This is a genomic window from Pseudomonas sp. FeN3W (genome assembly GCA_030263805.2).
Lineage (GTDB): Bacteria > Pseudomonadota > Gammaproteobacteria > Pseudomonadales > Pseudomonadaceae > Stutzerimonas > Stutzerimonas stutzeri_G.
This window is the reverse complement of the sequence record CP136010.1, coordinates 3,339,258-3,361,277: the sequence shown is the minus strand read 5'-3', so window position 1 is coordinate 3,361,277 and position 22,020 is coordinate 3,339,258. Positions and strand designations below refer to the sequence as shown.

The 22,020-nt window shown below is 65.1% G+C and carries 14 protein-coding genes and 2 pseudogenes; 9 read left to right on the top strand and 7 right to left on the bottom strand.

The features are described from left to right. Positions 1–18: 18 nt before the first annotated feature. On the bottom strand, positions 19–1,059 hold the full coding sequence (gene fni / locus P5704_015870; GenBank protein WOF77525.1) for a type 2 isopentenyl-diphosphate Delta-isomerase: 1,041 nt from the start codon (positions 1,057–1,059) through the stop codon (positions 19–21). A 158-nt stretch (positions 1,060–1,217) separates the two neighbouring features. Here fni and P5704_015865 point away from each other — a divergent pair. The 5 genes and pseudogenes from P5704_015865 (at position 1,218) to P5704_015845 (ending at position 10,883) form a co-directional block, all read left to right on the top strand. Beyond that, positions 1,218–2,109, top strand: a pseudogene (locus P5704_015865) (polyprenyl synthetase family protein). Positions 2,110–2,211: 102 nt separating this feature from the next. After that, complete coding sequence (locus P5704_015860; protein WOF77524.1) at positions 2,212–4,029, top strand: acyl-CoA dehydrogenase; 1,818 nt, start codon at positions 2,212–2,214, stop codon at positions 4,027–4,029. A 135-nt stretch (positions 4,030–4,164) separates the two neighbouring features. Then, positions 4,165–5,910 carry a potassium/proton antiporter gene (locus tag P5704_015855; GenBank protein ID WOF77523.1) on the top strand — a complete coding sequence of 582 codons (1,746 nt, stop codon included), beginning with the start codon at positions 4,165–4,167 and terminating at the stop codon, positions 5,908–5,910. Positions 5,911–6,038: 128 nt separating this feature from the next. Continuing rightward, positions 6,039–9,332: a mechanosensitive channel MscK gene (gene mscK / locus P5704_015850; GenBank protein WOF77522.1), complete on the top strand. Its 3,294-nt coding sequence runs from the start codon at positions 6,039–6,041 to the stop codon at positions 9,330–9,332. Positions 9,333–9,422: 90 nt separating this feature from the next. Then, positions 9,423–10,883, top strand: coding sequence for a YdiU family protein (locus tag P5704_015845; protein WOF77521.1), 1,461 nt, complete (start codon positions 9,423–9,425; stop codon positions 10,881–10,883). A gap of 37 nt (positions 10,884–10,920) precedes the next feature. Here P5704_015845 and P5704_015840 read toward each other — a convergent pair whose 3' ends face one another. The 5 genes from P5704_015840 to P5704_015820 all read right to left on the bottom strand — a co-directional run bounded on the left by P5704_015840 (position 10,921) and on the right by P5704_015820 (position 17,400). Then, on the bottom strand, positions 10,921–12,111 hold the full coding sequence (locus P5704_015840) for a hybrid sensor histidine kinase/response regulator (GenBank protein WOF77520.1): 1,191 nt from the start codon (positions 12,109–12,111) through the stop codon (positions 10,921–10,923). 2 nt (positions 12,112–12,113) lie between these two features. Beyond that, complete coding sequence (locus P5704_015835) at positions 12,114–12,716, bottom strand: chemotaxis protein CheB (GenBank protein ID WOF77519.1); 603 nt, start codon at positions 12,714–12,716, stop codon at positions 12,114–12,116. Further along, positions 12,713–13,531: a protein-glutamate O-methyltransferase CheR gene (locus P5704_015830; GenBank protein ID WOF77518.1), complete on the bottom strand. Its 819-nt coding sequence runs from the start codon at positions 13,529–13,531 to the stop codon at positions 12,713–12,715. The genes P5704_015835 and P5704_015830 overlap by 4 nt, the downstream gene beginning before the upstream one ends. A gap of 1 nt (position 13,532) precedes the next feature. Beyond that, positions 13,533–17,054 carry a response regulator gene (locus P5704_015825; protein WOF77517.1) on the bottom strand — a complete coding sequence of 1,174 codons (3,522 nt, stop codon included), beginning with the start codon at positions 17,052–17,054 and terminating at the stop codon, positions 13,533–13,535. Between the two features lie 187 nt (positions 17,055–17,241). Then, a complete protein-coding gene (locus P5704_015820) occupies positions 17,242–17,400 on the bottom strand; it encodes a YqaE/Pmp3 family membrane protein (GenBank protein ID WOF81253.1) in 159 nt (52 codons plus the stop codon). Positions 17,401–17,827: 427 nt separating this feature from the next. Here P5704_015820 and P5704_015815 point away from each other — a divergent pair, with 427 nt between their 5' ends. Then, positions 17,828–18,826, top strand: coding sequence for an SDR family oxidoreductase (locus P5704_015815; protein WOF77516.1), 999 nt, complete (start codon positions 17,828–17,830; stop codon positions 18,824–18,826). On the opposite strand, the gene P5704_015810 is transcribed toward P5704_015815, so the two are convergent. Further along, a complete protein-coding gene (locus P5704_015810) occupies positions 18,823–19,020 on the bottom strand; it encodes a hypothetical protein (GenBank protein WOF77515.1) in 198 nt (65 codons plus the stop codon). The two genes, P5704_015815 and P5704_015810, sit on opposite strands and share 4 nt — an antisense overlap. A 249-nt stretch (positions 19,021–19,269) precedes the next feature. Between P5704_015810 and P5704_015805 the strand changes: the two are divergent. The 3 genes and pseudogenes from P5704_015805 to P5704_015795 all read left to right on the top strand — a co-directional run bounded on the left by P5704_015805 (position 19,270) and on the right by P5704_015795 (position 21,890). Beyond that, positions 19,270–20,638 (top strand): annotated as a pseudogene (locus P5704_015805) (nodulation protein NfeD). Continuing rightward, entirely contained in the window at positions 20,628–21,386 is a 759-nt protein-coding gene (locus P5704_015800) for a slipin family protein (GenBank protein WOF77514.1), read from the top strand. The pseudogene P5704_015805 and the gene P5704_015800 overlap by 11 nt, the downstream one beginning before the upstream one ends. Then, positions 21,387–21,890, top strand: coding sequence for an LEA type 2 family protein (locus tag P5704_015795; GenBank protein ID WOF77513.1), 504 nt, complete (start codon positions 21,387–21,389; stop codon positions 21,888–21,890). Positions 21,891–22,020: the final 130 nt, after the last annotated feature.

Here is a 22,020-nt window from a genome sequence, read left to right as displayed (position 1 = left end):
TGGCGGCTCCGCCCGGCATCAGGCAGTGGGCACTTGCAGCAGCCGCGCCTGCCGCAGCTCGGCCAGGCCGGCCGAACCTGTACAGAAGCAGGCGATCCGCAGTTGCTCGATCAGCACGTCGAAGTGCTTGACCACCGCCTCACTGCTCAGCATCGCGGCTTGCAGCACGCCCGCTGCCTGCCCGACCAGATCGGCGCCCAGGCAGATCGCCTTGGCGGCCTCCACGCCGTCGCGAATGCCTCCGGAGGCGATCAGCGGCGTATCCGGGCAGGCCTTGCGCACGGCCTGCAGCGCCTGCGCCGTGGGGATGCCCCAATCGGCGAAGACCTGGGCGATCGCACGCTGGCTGACATCGCTGGCGCGCTCGGCTTCCACCGCGGCCCAGCTGGTCCCGCCGGAACCGGCGACATCGATGGCGGCAACACCGGCGTCGACCAGCTGCCGTGCCACCGTTGCGGATATGCCGGCACCGACTTCCTTGATTACCACAGGCGCGGCCAGGCGGCTGGCAAGCGCTTCGATCGCCCGCAGCACGCCTCGCCAATCACGGTCGCCACCCGGCTGCACCGCTTCCTGCAGCGGGTTCAGGTGCACGATCAGCGCATCGCCATCGATCATCTCGACCGCCCGCCGCGCCTCGTCCACACCGTAGCCGCGTACCAGCTGCGCGGCACCGAAATTGGCCAGCAGGAGGATGTCCGGCGCGAGCTGGCGCAGCTGCACGGTCAGGCCCTGATCTCCCGCGGTTTCAAGCGCAACCCGCTGCGAACCCACCGCCATGGCGATACCCAAATGTTGCGCAGCTTCCGCCAGGTGCGCATTGATCGCAGCAGAACGTGCGGCGCCGCCTGTCATCGAGCTGATCAGCAGCGGCGCCCGCAGCTGGCGCCCGAACAGCGCGCTATGCAGGTCGATCTCATCAAGGTGCAACTCGGGCAGGGCGCAGTGCTCAAAGCGAAATGCGCCGAAACCGGTACCCGTCGCACCGGCTGCCCGCGTCGGGTCCAGGACGATATCCAGATGATCGTTTTTGCGGCTGACCAACGATTGTTTGCTCATGGAAATCGGCTCCCGGGAAGACTTGTTTGGACGTGACGCCCTGAAAAAAGTGCTATGCGATGGCAACGAGTTGTACAGGTTTTTGTCATAACGTCCAATCGTTGTACAACATTGCACAACCCTGGTGCTCGAACTGGGGCGCCAGCGAGGGCACCGCCATGCAAACGCAGAATTCCACCCTCCCGCTTCCGCAATGCGACAGCCTGCTGCGCCTGCGGCGACAGGTCGACGAGCGCCTGGCCATGCGCCTGCCGCGACCCGAGTCGGAGCTGGACAAGGTCACGCTGGCGTTACGTGAAGGCACCCTCGCTCCCGGCAAACGAATCAGGCCCCTGTTGTTGCTGCTGGCGCTGGGAGATCTCGGCGTCGACCCCGATATCGGCCTGGACCCGGCCTGTGCGCTGGAGATGATCCACGCCGCCTCGCTGTTTCTCGACGACATGCCATGCATGGACAACGCCAGCCTGCGGCGCGGCCAGCCGACCATTCATCTGCGTTTCGGCGAGGATGTCGCCGTCCTCGCCTCAGTGGCCCTGCTCAGCCATGCCTATGGCATAACCGCCACCGCGCCCAGACTCACGCCCAGGCAGCGCAACGACGCGGTGGCCACACTGGCGCGAGCGGTCGGTGCGCAGGGCCTGGTGCGTGGGCAATTTCGCGACCTGCATGGCGCACAGGAAGCACAGCAGCTCGATGCGGTGATTGCCACCAATCAGCTGAAAACCGGCTCACTGTTCACCGCCGCATTGGAAGTTGCGGCCCTGCTCGCCGGGGGCTGAGCGGACGCGGACACGCTATCTGCAAGGCTTTGCCAACGAACTGGGCCTGGCGTTTCAGCTGCTCGACGATATCGCCGATGGCCTGACGCCCGAACAGACCGGCAAGGACTGCCAGCAGGACCGGGCCAAGGCGACCGTGGTCTCGCTGCTTGGCCAGCAGGCGGCAGAGCAGCAGCTGGCAACCCATCGAGATGCCGCCCTCACCCATCTTGATGCCGCCGGCCTGGGCGATGGCGAACTGGCCGCGCTCATGCGCCAGCTGTTCGGCTGAATGAAGCGACCCCGTGTTGACGCTTCATCAGTGCAATGGATGAAGCTAGGCAATGGAAAACCGCGGTCCTTAGACTCGGGCCGATAAAAATGGAGGTTGACCATGACCGAGACCCTGCTCTGCCCGCGTAACCTGGCATTCGAACTCTACGAAGTGCTGGACGCCGAGGCCCTGACCCGCCGCGAGCACTTTGCCGATCACAGCCGCGAGACCTTCGACGCCGCCATCGGAACCGCGCGCACCATCGCCGAAAAATACTTCGCACCACACAACCGCAAGTCCGACGAGCACGAGCCGCAGTACGTCAACGGCGAAGCGGTGCTGATTCCCGAGGTCAAGCCGGCGGTCGACGCCTTTATCGAGGCGGGCTTTCACAACGCGCAGCGCAGCTTCGACGACGGCGGCATGCAGCTGCCCAATCTGCTGTCGCGGGCCTGCTTCGCGCATTTCCAGTCGGCCAACATCGCCACCAGTTCCTACCCGATGCTGAGCATGGGCGCCTCGCACCTGATCGAGGCCTTCGGCTCCGACGAGCAGAAGCAGCGCTTCCTGCAGCCGATGCTCGAGGGCCGCTTCTTCGGCACCATGGCGCTCACCGAGCCGCATGCCGGCTCGTCGCTGTCGGACATCCGCACCCGCGCCGAACCGGCCGGTGACGGCAGCTATCGCCTCAAGGGCAACAAGATCTTCATTTCCGGCGGCGACCACCCGCTGTCGGAAAACATCGTGCACATGGTGCTGGCCAAGCTGCCGGACGCGCCGCCCGGGGTGAAGGGTATCAGCCTGTTCATCGTGCCGAAGTTCCTGGTCAACGACGACGGCTCGCTGGGCGAGCGCAACGACGTGCTGCTGGCCGGCTTGTTCCACAAGATGGGTTGGCGCGGCACCACCAGCACGGCGCTGAACTTTGGTGATAATGCGGGGGGCGACAACGGCGGGTGCGTCGGCTATCTGGTCGGCGAGCCGCACAAGGGCCTGGCCTACATGTTCCAGATGATGAACGAGGCGCGCATCGGCGTCGGCATGGGCGCGATCATGCTCGGCTACGCCGGCTACCTCTACTCGCTGAACTACGCCCGCGAGCGTCCGCAGGGCCGCCTGCCGGACGGCAAGGACCCGGCCTCGACCCAGGTGCCGATCATCGAGCACACCGACGTCAAGCGCATGCTGCTGATGCAGAAGGCCTATGTCGAAGGCGCCTTCGATCTCGGCCTGTACTCGGCACGTCTGGTGGACGACGAACACACTGCCGAGAGCGACGAGGAGCGGCGCAACGCCAGCGAGCTGCTCGACCTGCTGACGCCGATCGTCAAATCCTGGCCGTCGGAGTACTGCCTGAAGGCCAACGAACTGGCCATCCAGATTCTCGGCGGGCATGGCTACACCCGCGAATACCCGGTGGAACAGTACTACCGCGACAACCGCCTCAATCCGATCCACGAAGGCACCCACGGCATCCAGTCGCTGGACCTGCTCGGCCGCAAGCTGATGCAGAACAAGGGTGCCGGCCTGCGCCAGCTGCTCGGGTTGATCCAGGCCAGCTGCGCACGCGCAGCCGAGTACGACTCGCTGACCGCACTGCGCCAGCCGCTGGAGCAGCACATCGCCAGGCTGACTAGCGTGACCCAGGCGCTGCTCGGCGATCTGGCAGCCGGCAAGGTCAACCAGGCGTTGGCCAACTCGGCGCTGTACCTGAAGGTCTTCGGGCATGCGGTGGTCGGCTGGCGCTGGCTGGAACAGGCACTGCGCGCCGAACGCGGGCTGGCCGAAGGCAATCCGGCGGATGCGGACTTCTACCGTGGCAAGCTGCAGGCCGCGCGCTACTTTCTGACCTGGGAAGTGCCGGCTTGCGCGCACGAGCTGGCCATCCTCGACGCACGCGACGACACCTGCCTGACGATGCAGGACGCCTGGTTCTAGAGCGTGCCGCACATGCTGTAACAGCGCCCCGCTCCTGCGGGGCGTTTTTTTGACAGGCTGTCAAATCATCAGGTTAGAATCGCTGGCATATCCCGTGCATGGGCACGCGGCAGCTTTCTCTAGCGGAGACTTCATTTGGACGTCGGCAACATCAACCACCTGTTCTTTATCGGTGCCTTGTTGGTGGCGGCGAGCATCCTGATGAGTTCACTTTCGGCGCGTCTCGGCGTGCCGATCCTGGTGATTTTCCTCGGCGTCGGCATGCTTGCCGGGGTCGATGGCGTAGGCGGTATCGTCTTCGAGGACTATCAGCTGGCCTTCGTCATCAGCAACCTGGCGCTGGCGGTGATTCTCCTCGACGGAGGCATGCGTACCCGTACCGCAACCTTCCGCGTGGCCCTGAAACCGGCGTTCTCGCTGGCGACCCTGGGCGTGGCGATCACCTCCGGCTTTACCGGGCTGGCCGCTGCCTGGCTATTCGATTTGCCGCTGCTGCAGGGCCTGCTGATCGGCGCGATCGTCGGCTCCACCGATGCCGCCGTGGTGTTCAACCTGCTCAACGGCAAGGGCCTGAACGAGCGGGTCGGTTCGACGCTGGAAATCGAGTCGGGCAGCAACGACCCGATGGCGATGTTCCTTACCGTCGCGCTGATCGACATGCTGCTCGCCGGGCAGACCACCTTCGGCTGGGACTTCCTGCTGACCCTGCTGCAGCAGTTCGGTATAGGCACCGTGCTCGGTCTGGCTGGCGGCTGGCTGCTGCTGCAGCTGATCAACCGGCTGTCGGTGGCCGACGGGCTCTACCCGCTGCTGGCAGTGGCCGGCGGCCTGATGATCTTCGCCCTGTCCGGCGCCATCGGCGGCAGCGGCATCCTCGCCATCTACGTCTGCGGTCTGCTGCTGGGCAACCGGCCGATTCGCAACCGCCACGGCATCCTGCACATGTTCGACGGCCTGGCCTGGCTCAGCCAGATCGGCATGTTTCTCGTGCTCGGCCTGCTGCTCACCCCCAGCGAACTGCTGCCCATCGCCCTGCCGGCACTGGCGCTGTCGCTGTGGATGATCCTGTTCGCCCGCCCGCTGGCGGTGTTCGTCAGCCTGTTGCCGTTCCGCAGCTTCCACCTGCGCGAGCGCCTGTTCATCTCCTGGATCGGCCTGCGTGGCGCGGTGCCGGTGATCCTCGCGGTGTTCCCGCTGATGGCCGGGCTGGAAAACGCCCAGCTGTTCTTCAATGTGGCGTTCTTCATCGTCCTGGTGTCGCTGCTGCTGCAGGGTTCGACGCTGGCCTGGGCGGCGAAGAAGGCCAAGGTCGAGGTACCGCCGTCGCCCATGCCGGTCTCGCGTACCGGCCTGCAGGTGCACACCACCAGCCAGTGGGAAATGTTCGTCTACCGCCTGAGCGCCAGCAAATGGTGCGTCGGCGCCGCCCTGCGCGAACTGAAGATGCCACCCGGCACGCGCATCGCCGCGCTGTTCCGCGGCAAGAACCTGCTGCATCCATCCGGTAGCACGCGACTGCAGGTGGACGATATCCTCTGCGTGATCGGGCATGACGAAGACCTGCCAGCCCTCGGCAAGCTGTTCAGCCAGGCACCCAAGCGCGGCCAGGACCTGCGTTTCTTCGGCGACTTCATCCTCGAGGCCGACGCCCAGCTCAGCGCCATCACCGCGCTCTACGGCCTCAAGCTCGGCGATGTGGACGGCAACCAGACCATCGGCAACTTCATGGCCGAGCAGGTCAATGGCAATCCGGTGGTGGGCGACCAGATCGAATGGAACGGGCTGACCTGGACCGTGGCAGCAATGGAAGCCGGCGAAGTGCGCAAGGTCGGCCTGAAGTTTCCGGAAGGTGACAAGCCAGGCCCACAGCTGATGTTCTAAAGCCACCATGGCCGGCGGATGACGCGGCCTCACCGCTCATCACTCGACCGGTTGCGCGGTACTCGCGCTGGGCAGGCGCAGCCCGTAGACTTTCGCACTTTCTGGTCATCCGCTGCGTCACTGCCCCCATGTCCCTTCTGCGCGCCCTGTTGCTCTCGACGTTCTGCCTGTTTGTCGCCCCCCTGCATGCCCAATCGCTGGACAGTCTGACGGGCACCCCTCCCGCCAGCGAAGGCGAGACGAAATCCGCACAGCCCTCGCTGGATGAGCAGACCCAGCGCATGAGCGAGCAGACCGCGACCAGCGAAACCCGCCTGGCCGAGCTGAAGGCGCAGCTGGCGCAGGCGCCGAAGGAAATCACCGAGGCTCAGCGCGAGCTGGCGAAACTCAAGGCCAGCCCGGACGAAGACCCCGCCAAGCGCTATGCCAGCCAGTCGGTGGAGGCACTCGAGCAACGCCTGAGCGCGCGGGTCGAGGAGCTGTCCGAATGGCAGAAGCAGTTCAGTGCCGCCAACAGCATGATCATCAGCGCGCAGACCCGTCCCGAGCGCGCCCAGGCGCAGATCGGCACGGCACAGACGCGCATCCAGGAAATCAACAACCTGCTCAAGGGCGGACGCGAATCCGGCAAGCCGCTCAGCGAAGAACGTCGCGCGCTGCTGGAAGCGGAGATCGCCTCGCTCAGCGCGCAGATCGAACTGCGACGCCAGGAACTGGCCGGCAACAGCCTGCTGCAGGACCTGGGCAAGGCCCGCCGCGACCTGCTGGCCGAGCGCATCGCCCGTGCCGAGCAGGACACCCAGGCCCTGCAAGGGCTGATCAACGAGAAGCGCCGTGCCGAATCGGAGCAGACCGTCGCCGAGTTCTCCGCGCGGGTGCAGCAGGCCGGCTCGGACAAGCTGCTCGCCGCCGAAAGCGCCGAGAACCTCAAGCTGTCCGACTACCTGTTGCGGGCCACCGAGCGCCTCAACCGCCTCAACCAGCAGAACCTGCAGACCCGCCAGCAGCTCGATACCCTCAACCAAACCGACCAGGCGCTGGAAGAACAGATCGCCGTGCTCGAAGGCAGCCTGCTGCTGTCGCGCATCCTCTACCAGCAGAAACAGGCGCTGCCGAGCCTGCAGCTGGACAAGGACCTCGCCGACGAAATCGCCGATATCCGTCTCTATCAGTTCGAGCTCAACCAGCGCCGTGAAGCCGCGGGCAATGCCGCCGCCTATGTCGACCAGTTGCTGGCCGAGCAGAAAGAGGAGGAAGTGACCCCCGAACTGCGCCGCACCCTGCTCGACCTGGCCACCACCCGCAGCGAGCTGCTCGACCGACTCAACCGTGAGCTGGACTCACTGCTCAACGCCTCGATCACCCTGCAGCTCAACCAGAAGCAGCTGCAGGACACCGCCAGCGCGCTTAGCAATACCCTCGACGAGCAGATGTTCTGGATTCCCAGCAACAAGCCGCTGGACTTCGACTGGCTGCAGGGTTCGGTTCGCCGACTCAAGGCGCAGCTCGCGGCGATGCCCTGGCTATCCGCGGTGCAAGAGCTGGGTGCCGGGCTGAAGGAACGCCCGCTGTTCTTCCTGCCGCTGCTGCTGCTGATCGCCGCGCTGCTCTGGTGGCGCAAGAAGATCGACGCCAAGCTCAGCTCGCTGAGCGAGGAAATCGGCCATTTCCGCAACGACAGCCAGCTGCACACCCCGCTGGCGCTGCTGCTCAACCTGCTGCTGGCGCTGCCCGGCGCGCTATTCCTGACCCTTTGCGGCTACCTGCTGCAGATGGACGCGCGCGGGCAGAACTACGTCCTCGGCGCCGCCCTGTACGAAATGGCCCAGGCCTGGCTGGTGTTCTACAGCGCCTACCGCATGCTCTCGCCAGGGCGCGTGGCCGAGCTGCACTTCGGCTGGTCGCGGCCGCAGGTGGCCTTCCTGCGTGACGAGATTCGCCGGCTGGGGCTGATCGTCATGGCCCTGGTTGCCGTGGTCAGCGTCGCCGAACATCAGCCGGCGCGGCTGGCCGACGACGTGCTCGGCATTCTCGTCGTGCTGACCTGCTTTGCCCTGATGAGCTGGCGCCTCAACCGCCTGCTGCTCAAGGGCCCGTCGAGCCAGAACGCCCCGCCGCTGCGCCTGATGATCGGCCTGCTGTTCAGCGTGCTGCCGATCGCGCTGATCGTCGCGGTGGGCTTTGGCTACTACTACACGGCGCTGAAGCTGACCGACCGCCTGATCGACACGCTCTACCTGCTGATGATCTGGATCGTCGTCGAAGCGGCGCTGGTCCGCGGCCTCACCGTCGCGGCGCGGCGGCTGGCCTACAAGCGCGCCCTGGCCAAGCGCCAGGCGCAGGGCGACGATGGCAGCGACACGGTGGAAACCCAGGGCGAACCGGGGCTGGACATCGAACAGGTCAACCAGCAGTCGCTGCGCCTGACCCGCCTGACCATGTTCGGCGTGTTCCTCGTGGCGCTGTACTGGGTCTGGTCCGACCTGATCTCGGTGGTGTCCTACCTGGACAACATCACCCTGTACGAATACACCACCGGCAGCGGCGATGCCCTGACCACCGCGGCGATCAGCCTGAACAACCTGCTCGGCGCACTGCTGATCGTCGCCATCACGGTGGCCCTGGCGCGCAACCTGCCCGGCCTGCTGGAAGTCATGGTGCTGTCCAAGCTGCGTCTGGCGCAGGGCAGCGCCTACGCCACCACCACGCTGCTGTCCTATGCGCTGGCCGGCTTCGGCATCGTCACCACGCTGTCCACCCTCGGCGTCAGCTGGGACAAGCTGCAGTGGCTGGTAGCCGCGCTATCGGTGGGCCTGGGTTTCGGCTTGCAGGAGATCTTCGCCAACTTCATCTCCGGCCTGATCATCCTCTTCGAACGCCCGGTACGAATCGGCGACGTGGTGACCATCGGCAACCTGTCGGGCACGGTCAGCCGGATTCGCATCCGTGCCACCACCATCACCGACTTCGACCGCAAAGACATCATCGTCCCGAACAAGACCTTCATCACCGGTCAGCTGATCAACTGGTCGCTGAGCGACACCGTGACCCGCGTGACGGTCAAGGTCGGCGTGGCCTACGGCTCCGACCTGGATCAGGTGAAGGCGCTGCTCTACAAGGCCGCTCAAGCCAACCCGCGCGTACTCAAGGACCCGGAGCCGCAGGTGTTCTTCCTCAACTTCGGCGAGAGCACGCTGGACCACGAGCTGCGCATCCATGTACGCGATCTGGGCGACCGCAACCCGGCCACCGACGAGATCAACCGCTTCATCGACAGCGAGTTCACCAAGGCCGGCATCAACATCGCCTTCCGCCAGGTCGACGTGTTCCTGAAAAACTTCGCCGGTCAGCAGCTGCAGCTCAGTGCCACACCGAAGCCTGCCGGCGATGAGCAGAAGCCGACGACCGACGATCGCGGCTGAGGAACGTCCGGGCACCGCGCACTCTCCAACGTCCAGAACGCCCGGCTGCGGCCGGGCACTCCTCGTCCGCCTGCCGCCGCCGGAGACATCTTGAAAAGCCTGACCCAACTGACCTTCGACAATCGCTTCGCCCGTCTCGGCGATACCTTTTCCACCCAGGTATCGCCGCAGCCGCTGGAAGCGCCGCGCCTGGTGGTGGCAAGCGAGGCGGCGATGGCCCTGCTGGATCTCGACCCGACCGAAGCCGAGCAGCCGCTGTTCGCCGAACTGTTCTCCGGGCACAAGATCTGGTCCACCGCCGAGCCGCGCGCGATGGTCTATTCCGGCCACCAGTTCGGCAGTTATAACCCGCAGCTCGGCGACGGCCGAGGCCTGCTGCTCGGCGAGGTGGTGAACGAGGCCGGCGAGTACTGGGACCTGCACCTCAAGGGCGCCGGCAAGACGCCCTATTCGCGTATGGGCGATGGTCGCGCGGTGCTGCGCTCGTCGATCCGCGAATTCCTCGCCAGCGAGCACCTGCACGCCCTCGGCATCCCCAGTTCCCGCGCGCTGTGCGTCACCGGTTCGGACACCCTGGTCTACCGCGAACGCCCCGAGCGTGGCGCCATGCTGCTGCGCCTGGCGCCGAGCCACGTGCGTTTCGGCCACTTCGAGTTCTTCTACTACACCCGCCAGCACAGCGAACTGAAGCAGCTGTTCGAGCATGTCGCCGAGGCGCACTTCCCCGAACTGCTGGAACATCCCGAACCGTTCCACATGTTCTTCCGCACGGTGCTCGAACGCACCGCCGCGCTGATTGCCCGCTGGCAGGCCTACGGCTTCTGCCACGGGGTGATGAATACCGACAACATGTCGATCCTCGGCATCACCTTCGACTTCGGCCCCTACGCCTTCCTCGATGACTTCGATGCTCGCTTCATCTGCAACCACTCCGACGATACCGGCCGCTACTCCTTCGAGAATCAGGTGCCCATCGCCCACTGGAACCTGGCTGCGCTGGCCCAGGCGCTGACGCCCTTCGTCGAGGTCAAGGTGCTGCGCGAAACCATGGAGCTGTTCCTGCCGCTGTACGAGGCCGAATGGCTCGATCTGATGCGCCGCCGGCTGGGTTTCAGCCAGGCCGAGGATGGCGACGCCGAGCTGATCCGCCGCCTGCTGCAGTTGATGCAGGGCAGCGCGGTGGACTACACGCGCTTCTTCCGCGAACTCGGCGAGCGCCCGGCCGAACAGGCCGTGCAGCGGCTGCGCGAGGACTTCGTCGATCTGCAGGGCTTCGATGCCTGGGCGGCGGATTACTGTGCACGCACGGCCCTGGAGGGCGGCGATCCCGCCGCGCGGCAGGCGCGGATGCAGGCGGTCAATCCGAAGTACATCCTGCGCAACTACCTGGCACAGCAGGCCATCGAGGCGGCGGAAAAAGGCGATTACGCGCCGGTGCGCGAACTGCACGCCGTGCTCAGTCGACCGTTCGACGAGCAGCCCGGCATGCAGCGTTACGCCGAGCGCCCACCGGAATGGGGCAAGCATCTGGAAATTAGTTGTTCGTCCTGAGTGTGGTCCGCTGACCGGGCCAGCCGACAAGCTTCGGCTATTCGCCCAGAGGCAGCAGGACGCGGAACTGCGAGCCCTGCCCTTCCTCGCTCTGCACCTGGATGCGGCCGTTGTGGGCGCGGACGATCTGGTCGGCGATGAACAGGCCCAGACCCAGGCCAGCGCTGCCCTCGCTGCCCTCGGCGCGCTCGAACTGGCAGAAGATCCGCTCCAGGCTCTTTGGGCTGATGCCGATGCCGTGGTCGCGCACCTCGATGCAGGCGCCTTCTGTGCATGAGGTGACGCTGACCTGCACCGGCTTGCCGGCGCCGTAGCGCATGGCGTTGGTCAGCAGGTTGGCCAGCACCTGTTCGATGCGGAAGGCATCCCAGACGCCGGCGATCGGCTCGTTGCGCTCCAGCCGCAGCTCGCAACCGCAGGCTTCCATCTGCGCCGAGAAGTTCTCCACCACATTGCCGACCAGCTGGCTGAGGTCGGTGCGGCTCGGGCGAATCGATAGCTTGCCGGTACGAATGCGCGAAACGTCGAGCATGTCGTCGATCAGGCGGATCAGGCTCTGGATCTGCCGCTCGTCCTTGTCGACCATGTTGCGCAGCCGCTCTTCGCTAAAAGCAGTGAAGTTGTTGCGGCTGAGCTGCAGCTTGCGCAGCTGCACCTCGAGAATCAGGGTGTTGAGCGGCGTTTTCAGCTCGTGAGAGACGATCGACATGAAGTCATCGCGCATGCGCACGGCGCCCTCCAGCTCGGCCTGGGTGCTGCGCAGTTCGTCGAGCAGCACTTCCTGCTCACGACGGCTCCGTTCCAGGGCCTCCAGCTGGCGCGCCAGGCGCTTGCGCCCGCGATAAAGATCGACGAACACACTGACCTTGCTGCGCACCGCATGAGCATCGAGCGGCTTCTGCATGAAGTCCACCGCACCGCTCTCGTAACCCTTGAAGGCATAGTTGAGCTCACGGCCGGCGGCGCTGACGAAGACGATGGGGATCTGCTTGGTGCGTTCGGTGCCGCGCATCAGCTCGGCCAGCTGGAAGCCATCCATGCCCGGCATCTGCACGTCGAGGATTGCCAGCGCGAACTCGTGCCGCAGCAACAGCTCCAGCGCCTGCTCGGCCGATTCGGCCTGATGAACCCGTATGCCGGGCGCCTGCAACAGCGCATCCAGGGCCAGCAGGTTCTCCGGCAGGTCATCGACGATCAGTAGATTTACCTCGTCGGTACGGTCGGGCATGGTCACTCCAGTTCTCGCAACAATCGGTGAATGTCGCGTAGGGGCAAGATGTAATCCGGCGCGAAGCGCCGCAGGGCGGCGCGAGGCATGGTTGGTACGGCCGCTTCGACGGGGTCCTGAATCACGGTCAACCCGCCGCCGCGGTGGATCGCCTCAAGGCCGGCGGCGCCATCCTCGTTGGCGCCGGTCAGCAGAACACCAGCGACCTGCGCGCCCCATGTATCGGCTGCCGACTCGAATAGCACGTCGATCGATGGACGGGAAAAATGCACCGCATCGTCCTGGCTCAGCGACAGGCTGCCGTCATTCTCGACCAACAAGTGATAACCGGGTGCGGCAAAGTACAGCATTCCGGAGTGCAGCTGGTCCTTGTCGTCCGCTTCCTTGGCCCTCAGCCGGGTTCTGCGCCCGAATATCTCGGCCAGATGGGTGGGCCCGCTGGCCGGTATGTGCTGGACCACTAGAATCGGTGGACGGTAACCGCTCGGCAGGCCTTCGAGCACCGTGCCGAGGGCCTCCAGCCCACCGGCGGACGCACCGATCACCACCGCCTCGATGGGCGGCTGGCGTCTCGCCTGAAGAAGCGCCTGCTCGGAGCTGCTCATAGCTTGCGGAAGATCCTTTCCGATTTATCGAACGGCTCGTAGTAATTGGCGTAGCCGGAAAACTCGACGGTTTCCTTGCTGCCGAGGCCGAGAAAGCCCCGATGGCAAAGCGATTCATGAAACAACCCGAAGGCACGATCCTGCAGCGGCTTGTTGAAATAGATCAGCACGTTGCGGCAGGAGATCAAATGCGTTTCGGAAAATACGCTATCGGTTGCCAGGCTATGGTCGGCAAACGTAACCGTTTCTTTCAACGATTTGTCCATGATCGCCGAGTCGTACGCGGCAGTGTAATAGTCGGAAAAACTGCGCGTGCCGCCGGCCTGCTGGTAGTTCGCCGTGTACTGGCGCAGGTGGTCGATGGCGAAGATGCCCTGGCGCGCCTGCTCCAGCGAACGCGGGTTGATGTCGGTGGCGTAGATGATCGAGCGCTCGAGCAGCCCCTCTTCCTTGAGCAGGATGGCCATCGAGTAGACCTCTTCGCCGGTGCTGCAGCCGGCGATCCAGATCTTCAGCGACGGATAGGTGCGCAGCACCGGCACCACCTGTTCCCGCAGCGCGCGGAAATAGCCGGGATCGCGGAACATCTCGCTGACCGGGATGGTGAGGTACTGCAGCAGGTCCATGAAGGCCTGCGGGTCATAGAGGATCTTGCGCTGCAAGGCCGAGATGCTCTCGCACTGCAACTGCTTCAACGCCAGCAATACCCGGCGCTTGAGCGAAGCGCCGGAGTAGTCACGGAAGTCATAGCTGTACTTGAGGTAGATCGCCTCGATCAGCAGCTTGAGTTCGATCTCGACGTTACGGTCGCCCATTTCACAGCAGCTCCACTTTCGGCAGCCAGACGCGGATCAGCGAAAACAGCCGGTCGAGGTCGATGGGTTTGGCCAGGTAATCATTGGCGCCCGAACGCAGGCAGCGGTCCTGATCATCCTTCATCGCCTTGGCGGTCACCGCGATGATCGGCAGCTTGGCGAAGCGGGCATCCTTGCGGATTTCCTGCATGGCGGTGAAGCCATCCATCTCCGGCATCATGATGTCCATCAGCACCAGGTCGATGCCGGCATCGTGCTGCAGCTTGTCGATGGCCTCCAGGCCGTTGCGGGCGATCTCCACCAGCGCGCCCTTCTGCTCCAGCGCGCTGGTCAGGGCGAAGACGTTGCGCACGTCGTCGTCCACCACCAGGATCTTGCGGCCCTCGAAGGCCTTCTCGCGGCTGCGCGCGCTTTTCAGCATCTTCTGCCGCTCCGGCGGCATGTCCGACTCGACCTTGTGCAGGAACAGCGTTACCTCGTCGAGCAGACGCTCCGGCGAGCGCGCTCCCTTGATGATGATCGAACGCGAGTACTTGAGCAGCGCCGCCTCCTCGTCGCGGGTCAGGTTGCGCCCGGTGTAGACGATCACCGGCGGGAAGGAGCAGATGTCCTCCTTGGCCATGCGTTCGAGCAGTTCACTGCCGTCCATGTCCGGCAGCTTGAGGTCGATGATCATGCAGTCGAACACCGTGTCGCGCAGCAGCTCCAGGGCCTGAGCACCGAACTCAACGGCGGTGATCTCGATGTCCACGTCCTCGATCAGCCGCGACATGCTCTCGCGTTGCAGGGCGTCGTCCTCGACCAGCAGGATGCGTTTGACCTTCTGCGCCAGCTTGGCCTCCAGCCGGCTGAAGACGTCCTTGAGTTCTTCGCGGGTGGTCGGCTTCATCGCGTAGCCCACCGCGCCCATCTGCAGGGCCGCTTCCTTGCGATCCTCCACCGATACCACATGCACCGGGATATGCCGGGTCGCGGGGTTTTCCTTGAGCCGTTCGAGCACTGTCAGACCGGAGTGATCCGGCAGACGCATGTCGAGCAGGATCGCGTCCGGCTTATACTGCAGTGCGGTATCGAAACCATCGTCGGCGTTCTGCGCCAGCAGGCAGCTGTACTGCAGCTCATGCGCGAGATCGTGGAGGATGCGCGCGAACTGCGGCTCGTCCTCGATCACCAGCACGCAGCGCTCCTTGAACGGGAACCGGTCGCGGTCATCGGCCAGGCGCGCCTGCGGTACCGCGGCGGCACGATTGAGCAGCTCACGCTCGTCGGGACGCGCCGGTGCTGTGCTCGGTGCTGGCGCGAGTTTGCTGCTCGGCTCCGGCTGGCGGCTCGGTTGCGCCACTTCCGGCTCGGTGACGAGCGCTTCGCTGTAGTTCTGCGGCACGACCAGGGTAAAGGTGCTGCCGGCGCCCGGCTGGCTCTGCACTTCGATTTCTCCGCCGAGCAGATTGGCCAGCTCGCGGGAGATCGACAGCCCCAGGCCGGTGCCACCGTAACGGCGGTTGGTGGTGCCGTCGGCCTGGCGGAATGCCTCGAAGATTGCCGCCTGCTGCTCCTGGGCGATGCCGATGCCGGTGTCGCGCACGGCGAAGGCCAGCAGGTCGTCGTCGCGCGGTTCGACGCGCAGCGTCACCGAGCCTTTCTCGGTGAACTTGAAGGCATTGGCCAGCAGGTTCTTGATGATCTGCTCCAGGCGCTGGCGATCGCTGAACAGGCTGGCCGGCAGGTCATCGGCAAGCTCCACGCTGAACTGCAGGGATTTCTCCATGGCCAGCGGCAGGAACAGATTCTTCATGCCGTCGACCAGGCGGGTGAGGATGGTCAGCTCTGGATGCACCTCGAGCTTGCCGGCTTCCACCTTGGAGATGTCGAGGATGTCGTTGATCAGGGTGAGCAGATCGTTGCCAGCCGAATAGATGGAGCGGGCGAACTGCACCTGATCGTCGCTGAGGTTGCCCTCGGGGTTGTCGGCCAGCAGCTTGGCCAGGATCAGCGAGCTGTTCAGTGGCGTGCGCAGCTCGTGGGACATGTTGGCAAGGAATTCGGACTTGTAGCGACTGGCGCGCTGCAACTCGTCAGCGCGCTGTTCGAGCATCAGCTGTACCTCGTTCAGGCGCTGATTCTTCTCGTCCATCTGGTCGCGCTGGCGGGCCAGCTCTTCAGTCTGCTCGGCCAGCTGTTCATTGGTTTGTTCCAGTTCGGCCTGTTGTTCTTCCATGTGCGCTTGGGATTCACGCAGGGCGTTGGATTGTTCTTCCAGTTCCTCGTTGGCGGCACGTAGCTCTTCCTGCTGCACCTGCAGCTCCTCGTTGAGCTGCTGGGTTTCGGCGAGCACCTTCTGCAGGCGCTGACGATAGCGCGCTGCCTCGATGGCCGAACCGATGCTGGGAACGATGCGCCGCAGCAGCTCGCTGTCCTGCTCGCGCAGCGGCCGCAGGAAGCCCAGCTCGATCACGCCGTTGAGCATGCCGCTGTCTTCCACCGGCACGATAAGCACCGAGCGCGGCGCCGTGTTGCCCAGCCCGGAGGTCACCTTGAGGTAGTCCGCGGGCAGGTCTTCGAGCGCCATTACCCGCCGCTCCAGCGCGGCCTGGCCGACCAGACCGTTGCCGATGTCCAGCGTGCGCGCACTCTGCAGATGATCGGGGTCGTAGGCATATTCGGCGACGCGCTGCAGCTTGCCATCCTGCACCACGTAGAGCGCGCCGACCGCCGCATCGATGTAGCGCGAAAGAAAATTCAGCACACCCTGGCCGAGCGCCGGCAGGGCCAGCTCGCCGATGATGGAGTCGCTGAGCTGGGTCTGCCCGGTGCGGTACCAGGCCTGCTGCTCAAGCGCCTCGGCATGCGCCTGCTGGCGCTGCAGCGACTGCGAGTAGCTCTCCGACAGCGAGGTCAGGTCACGACGACCGAGATAAACGAGCATGCCGCTAAAGATCAGGCTGAACAGCAGGAAGCCGCCGATCAGCGCGGTGGTGATCACTTCCGAAACGTCGGTGCGCTCGCTGCGCAGCTGACGCTCGCGGGCAATGAAGTCGTTGAGCAGGCGGCGCTGATCCTCCTTCAGCTCGAGCCCACGCTTGCTCTGCACCTCCTCAATAATCGACAGCCCCTGGCCGCGCTGGCCGATCAGATCCTCGGCAAAGACCAGCCATTGGCTGTGCAGCATGGCGATACGCTCGATGCGTTCGAGCTGCTCGGCGTCCTCGGCAGAGTAGTCGCGCATCAGTTCCAGCTGCTCTTCGAACAGCGGCAACTCGCGCTTGTAGGGATCGAGAAAGCGCGTCTCGCCGGCGATCAGGTAGCCGCGCATCGAGGACTCGATGTCGTTGAGCATCTTCTGTGCCTCGTGGGCGTAGGCCACGCCCTGAACCGAACGCTCGACCCATTGGCTCACGCTCAGCAGGTAATACACGATGGCGCTGAAGAAGAAGGCGCTGAGAAAGCCGAACCCCAGTGGCACGGCCACGTTGCGGTTGAGTATTCGCCTGAAATTGCTCTGATCGATGAAGGACTCGCTCATTGGTTTCCTTTCCGTATACCTGGCGCGGGCGGCTGAGCGCTGGCGTCACCCACGGGTGATCGCGCTCGGTTAGCGGCGTTTTCTTGAGTGTTTCGCGCGTGATTGGTTCCGTAGTGCAGGAAGCGCGACTCTACACGGCCAGGGGAAGGAGTTCAAAAGCAGCCCGGTCGAGCCGGGCCGCTGACCATCAACGGCGAGCGATGATCCAGACCGCGTGGATGATGCCGGGGATATAGCCGAGCAAGGTGAGCAGGATGTTGAGCCAGAACGCGCCGGCGAACCCTACCTGGAGGAACACGCCAAGCGGTGGCAGCAGTATCGCGATAATGATGCGGATGAGGTCCATCATGGTCTCCGTCAGGTAAGTGTGGCCATATGCGGCTTACCTGAATCGACCGGAACAGCGCAGAGGGGTTCCTTCCACGCTGCTGGCGGAGCGCCGCTGCCGAAGGGCAGCGGGCTGAAGTCCGAGGGCGACCGGATAAGCCGCCGAGGGCATCGGTTAGATGCACGGAGGGGGAAGACGCAGCCCGTCTTTCACGTGGGCATCGTTGCGTCATGCCGCTTCGCCTTTTGAGCCAAGGGGCGGCGCCAAGCGTATCGCTTAGCCTGCTAACAATCTCAGACGAAAGGCGTAGACGCCATTGGCCATTGGTCGATAGCCGCGCATTTCGCTCGAGCTCATCCGAACTCCCCCATGCCCGCACGGGTCGTCTAAGCAGACCGCGGGCCGCCGAGCGCGACCGCCAACTGCAACGATCAGAGGACTTCTCATGCCAGAACCAATCGCGGTGATCTGCGGCGCAACCGCTGGCGTCGGCCGCGCGACCGCCGAGGCCTTTGCCACGGCCGGCTACCGGGTCGCGCTGATCGCCCGAGGCGAACAGGGCCTGCGCGACACCCGCGATCAACTCGAAGCACTGGGCGCGACGGTGCTGGCGATCTCCGCCGATGTCGCCGATGCCAAGGCGCTGGATGCCGCGGCCAGCCGCATCGAGTCGGAGCTGGGGCCGATCGATGTCTGGGTCAACGCGGCGATGGCGACAGTGTTCGGCCCCTTCGCGTCCCTGACCGCCGAGGAAATCCGCCGCGTCACCGAGGTGACCTACCTCGGCAGCGTGCACGGCACGCTGGCTGCGCTGCGCCACATGCGCCCACGCAACAGCGGCACCATCGTCCAGGTCGGCTCGGCACTGGCCTACCGCGCCATCCCCTTGCAGTCGGCCTATTGCGGCGCCAAGTTCGCCATTCGCGGCTTTATCGATTCGCTGCGTTGTGAGCTGATCCACGACAACAGCGCCATTCGCCTGAGCATGGTTCAGCTGCCGGCGCACAACACGCCGCAGTTCGATTGGGCACGCAACAAGATCGGCTGGCGCGCGCAGCCGGTGCCGCCGATCCACACACCGGAAGTCGCGGCGCGGGCCATCCTTCGTGCGGCCCGTGACGCACCCCGGGAGCTGTGGGTCGGCACGGCCAGCCTGAAGGCGATCATCGGCACGCTGTTCATGCCCGGTTTGCTCGATCGCATGCTCGCGCGGCAGGCCTGGGACGGACAGCTGGTGCCCGAACGCGTGGCGGAAAACCGCCCGGACAACCTCTTCGAGCCAGTCGAAGGCCTGCACTCGACCGACGGCCGCTTCGGCGATCAGGCGCAGTCACATGCGCTGACCATCAGCGCGGCGAATGTAGGCAAGCTGGCCCTGGGCGCCGGCGCCCTGCTGGCACTGGGTGCGGGTTGGGCATTGGGTCGAGGTCGAGGCCGACGCTAGCGCTCAGGCGGCCGCGGCGAACGCTTGCGACGAATGTTGAGCCAGGACAGCACGGCCAGCGCCAGCATCGCACCGGTCATGTTGTAGTTGCCGATGGCGGCATAGCCGACGGCCGCCAGCGAACAGGCGGCGAAGCCGATCCAGCGCACGGCGCCCATCATCTTCTCCACGGTCTTGCTGCGCGGTGCGGGCATCAGCGCAGCCCATCCTGCCGGCTTCTCGATACGGGCGCGGAGCGCTTGTCGGGGCAAGGAATCATTGGCATATCTCCTCTTTCTGCAGGCGACGGACAACCATCCCTCTGCACCTGTGAGGTGTTAACACCGAGCAGAGTTCAGCGATTGCGCCGCACCGCGACACACTCGCGCAGCAATCGGCGCGCGAGCAGCCGTCGTCTACGCTGAAATGACCGGCAGTATCCTGCACTGCCCGAGGAGAGCGCCATGCTCCGCTCCATGCGCCTGCTGCGCTGGTCGCTGGCCTTGCTGCTGTTGCTGGCTGGCCCCGCACTGGCTGCGGCGCCGGTCACGCTGCTGCGGGTCGACGGCGCAATCGGCCCGGCCAGCGCCGACTACCTGCTGCGCGGCCTCGAACATGCCCGCGACGAGGGGGCACAACTGGTAGTGCTGGAATTGGACACCCCCCGGCGGGCTGGACACGTCGATGCGCGCGATCATCAAGGCGATCCTCGCCAGCCCGATCCCAGTCGCCACCTACGTCACCCCCAGTGGCGCCCGGGCCGCCAGCGCCGGCACCTACATGCTCTACGCCAGCCATGTCGCGGCGATGGCGCCGGGCACCAACCTTGGCGCGGCGACGCCGGTGCAGATCGGTGGCATGCCCGGCGCACCGCCCGAGCAGCCGCAAGGCAAGCAGGACGAGCCATCCAAGCCCCCCGGCGACGCCATGAGCCGCAAACAGGTCAACGACGCCGCCGCCTATATCCGCGGCCTGGCCCAGTTGCGCGGACGCAATGCCGAGTGGGCCGAGCAGGCCGTGCGCGAGGCGGTCAGCCTGTCGGCGAGCGAAGCGCTGGAACAGAAGGTGATCGACTACCTGGCGCGCGATGTTGCCGACCTGCTGCGCCAGCTCGACGGCAAAACCCTCGCCACCGTCGAGGGTGACGCCACGCTGAGCACCGCCGACGCCCCGCTCATCGAGCACGCACCCGACTGGCGGGTGCGCCTGCTGGCGGTGATCACCAACCCGAGCGTCGCGTTGATCCTGATGATGATCGGCATCTACGGGCTGATCCTCGAATTCTCCAACCCCGGCGGCGTGCTCGGCGGCATCTGTCTGATCCTGGCGCTGTATTCGCTGCAGCTGCTGCCGGTGAACTACGCCGGCGTGGCGCTGATCCTGCTCGGCATCGCTTTCATGGTCGCCGAAGCGTTCCTGCCGAGCTTCGGCGTGCTCGGCATCGGCGGCGTGGCCGCGTTCGTCGCTGGCGCGGTGATCCTCATCGATACCGAGGTGCCGGGTTTCGGCATTCCGCTGAGCCTGATCGTGCCGCTGGGCATGGTCAGCGCACTGCTGGTGTTCGGCATCGTCGCCATGGCGCTGAAGGCGCGACGGCAGCGCCTGGTCGGCGGCGACAGCGAGCTGATCGGCAGCCTCGCGCAGATCACCTCGGTCTCGGTACAGGATTCCCACAGTGGCTGGCTGCACCTGCAGGGCGAGAACTGGCAGGTGCACAGCGCCTCGCCGCTGCAGGCCGGCCAGCAGGTACGGGTAATCGCCCGGCACGGGCTGCAACTGGAGGTCACCGCACAGCCATCCACCCATCGAGAGGAGCTGAACCATGGGCTATGAAATGAGTTTTCTGGTGTTGCTGGTGCTGCTGTTCGGTCTGCTGGCGTCGACCTTTCGCATCCTGCGCGAATACGAGCGCGGCGTGGTGTTCATGCTCGGCCGCTTCTGGAAGGTCAAGGGGCCGGGCTTGATCCTGGTGATTCCTGGCATTCAGCAGATGGTACGGGTCGATCTGCGCACGCTGGTGCTCGACGTGCCGACCCAGGACGTGATCTCCCGCGATAACGTCTCGGTGAAGGTCAACGCGGTGGTGTATTACCGCGTGCTGGATGCGCAAAAGGCGATCATCCAGGTCGAGGACTACCACTCGGCGACCAGCCAGCTGGCGCAAACCACCCTGCGTGCGGTGCTCGGCAAGCACGAACTGGACGACATGCTGGCCGAGCGCGAGCGGCTCAACAGCGATATCCAGCAGGTACTGGATGCGCAGACCGACGCCTGGGGGATCAAGGTGGCCAACGTCGAGATCAAGCACGTCGACCTTGATGAATCGATGATCCGCGCCATCGCCCGGCAGGCCGAGGCGGAACGCGAGCGGCGGGCGAAGGTCATTCATGCGGAGGGCGAACTGCAGGCGTCGGAGAAACTCATGCAGGCCGCCGAGATGCTTGGCCGGCAATCGGGCGCCATGCAGCTGCGCTACATGCAGACACTGAGCAACATCGCCGGTGACAAGAGCTCTACCATCGTCTTCCCGCTGCCCATCGAGCTGCAGCAGGGGATCAAGAACCTCGACAGGAAACCCTGAGTGCACATATTCCCCACGTTTCACCGACCACTGCGGTTGCTGTTGATCGCCCTGCTTGCCTCGGCGCTGGGCGCCTGCACGGCATTTTCACCGCGCGACCCGCTCAACGTTCAGGTCGCCGGCATCCAGCCGCTGCAAGGCGAAGGCCTGGAGGTGCGCTTCCTGGTCAAGCTGCGCCTGCAGAACCCCAACGATGGCGCCATCGACTACAACGGCGTCGCGCTGGACCTGGAGGTCAACGGTCGCCGGCTGGCCAGTGGCGTCAGCGACCAGCGCGGCACGGTGCCGCGTTTCGGCGAGAGCGTGCTCAGCGTGCCGGTGACCATTTCCGCCTTCTCGGCCGCGCGCCAGGCACTGGGACTGGCGGAACACATCGGGCTCGACGAAGTGCCCTACGTGTTGCGTGGCAAGCTTGCCGGCGGCCTGTTCGGCACCCAGCGCTTCGTCGAGAAGGGCACATTCGACTTGTCGCCGGTAACAGGTTCTCCCTACCAGCGCCGCTGAGTCATACGATCACCACCAAAAACCATAAGGATTCCCTAGGCGCTGCACGAGCGGCGCCTGTGCTTTCTCGACGCGCTGAAAATCTCCTCCTATCGCCTCTAATTCTGCTTATAGCCTGAAATAGCGGTGT

Bases quoted from the DNA above. Each gene is read 5' to 3' on its own strand.
- fni (WOF77525.1), bottom strand. From the start codon at position 1,059: ATGAGCAAACAATCGTTGGTCAGCCGCAAAAACGATCATCTGGATATC.
- P5704_015860 (WOF77524.1), top strand. From the start codon at position 2,212: ATGACCGAGACCCTGCTCTGCCCGCGTAACCTGGCATTCGAACTCTAC.
- mscK (WOF77522.1), top strand. From the start codon at position 6,039: ATGTCCCTTCTGCGCGCCCTGTTGCTCTCGACGTTCTGCCTGTTTGTC.
- P5704_015840 (WOF77520.1), bottom strand. From the start codon at position 12,111: ATGCCCGACCGTACCGACGAGGTAAATCTACTGATCGTCGATGACCTG.
- P5704_015835 (WOF77519.1), bottom strand. From the start codon at position 12,716: ATGAGCAGCTCCGAGCAGGCGCTTCTTCAGGCGAGACGCCAGCCGCCC.
- P5704_015830 (WOF77518.1), bottom strand. From the start codon at position 13,531: ATGGGCGACCGTAACGTCGAGATCGAACTCAAGCTGCTGATCGAGGCG.
- P5704_015825 (WOF77517.1), bottom strand. From the start codon at position 17,054: ATGAGCGAGTCCTTCATCGATCAGAGCAATTTCAGGCGAATACTCAAC.
- P5704_015820 (WOF81253.1), bottom strand. From the start codon at position 17,400: ATGGACCTCATCCGCATCATTATCGCGATACTGCTGCCACCGCTTGGC.
- P5704_015815 (WOF77516.1), top strand. From the start codon at position 17,828: ATGCCAGAACCAATCGCGGTGATCTGCGGCGCAACCGCTGGCGTCGGC.
- P5704_015810 (WOF77515.1), bottom strand. From the start codon at position 19,020: ATGCCCGCACCGCGCAGCAAGACCGTGGAGAAGATGATGGGCGCCGTG.
- P5704_015800 (WOF77514.1), top strand. From the start codon at position 20,628: ATGGGCTATGAAATGAGTTTTCTGGTGTTGCTGGTGCTGCTGTTCGGT.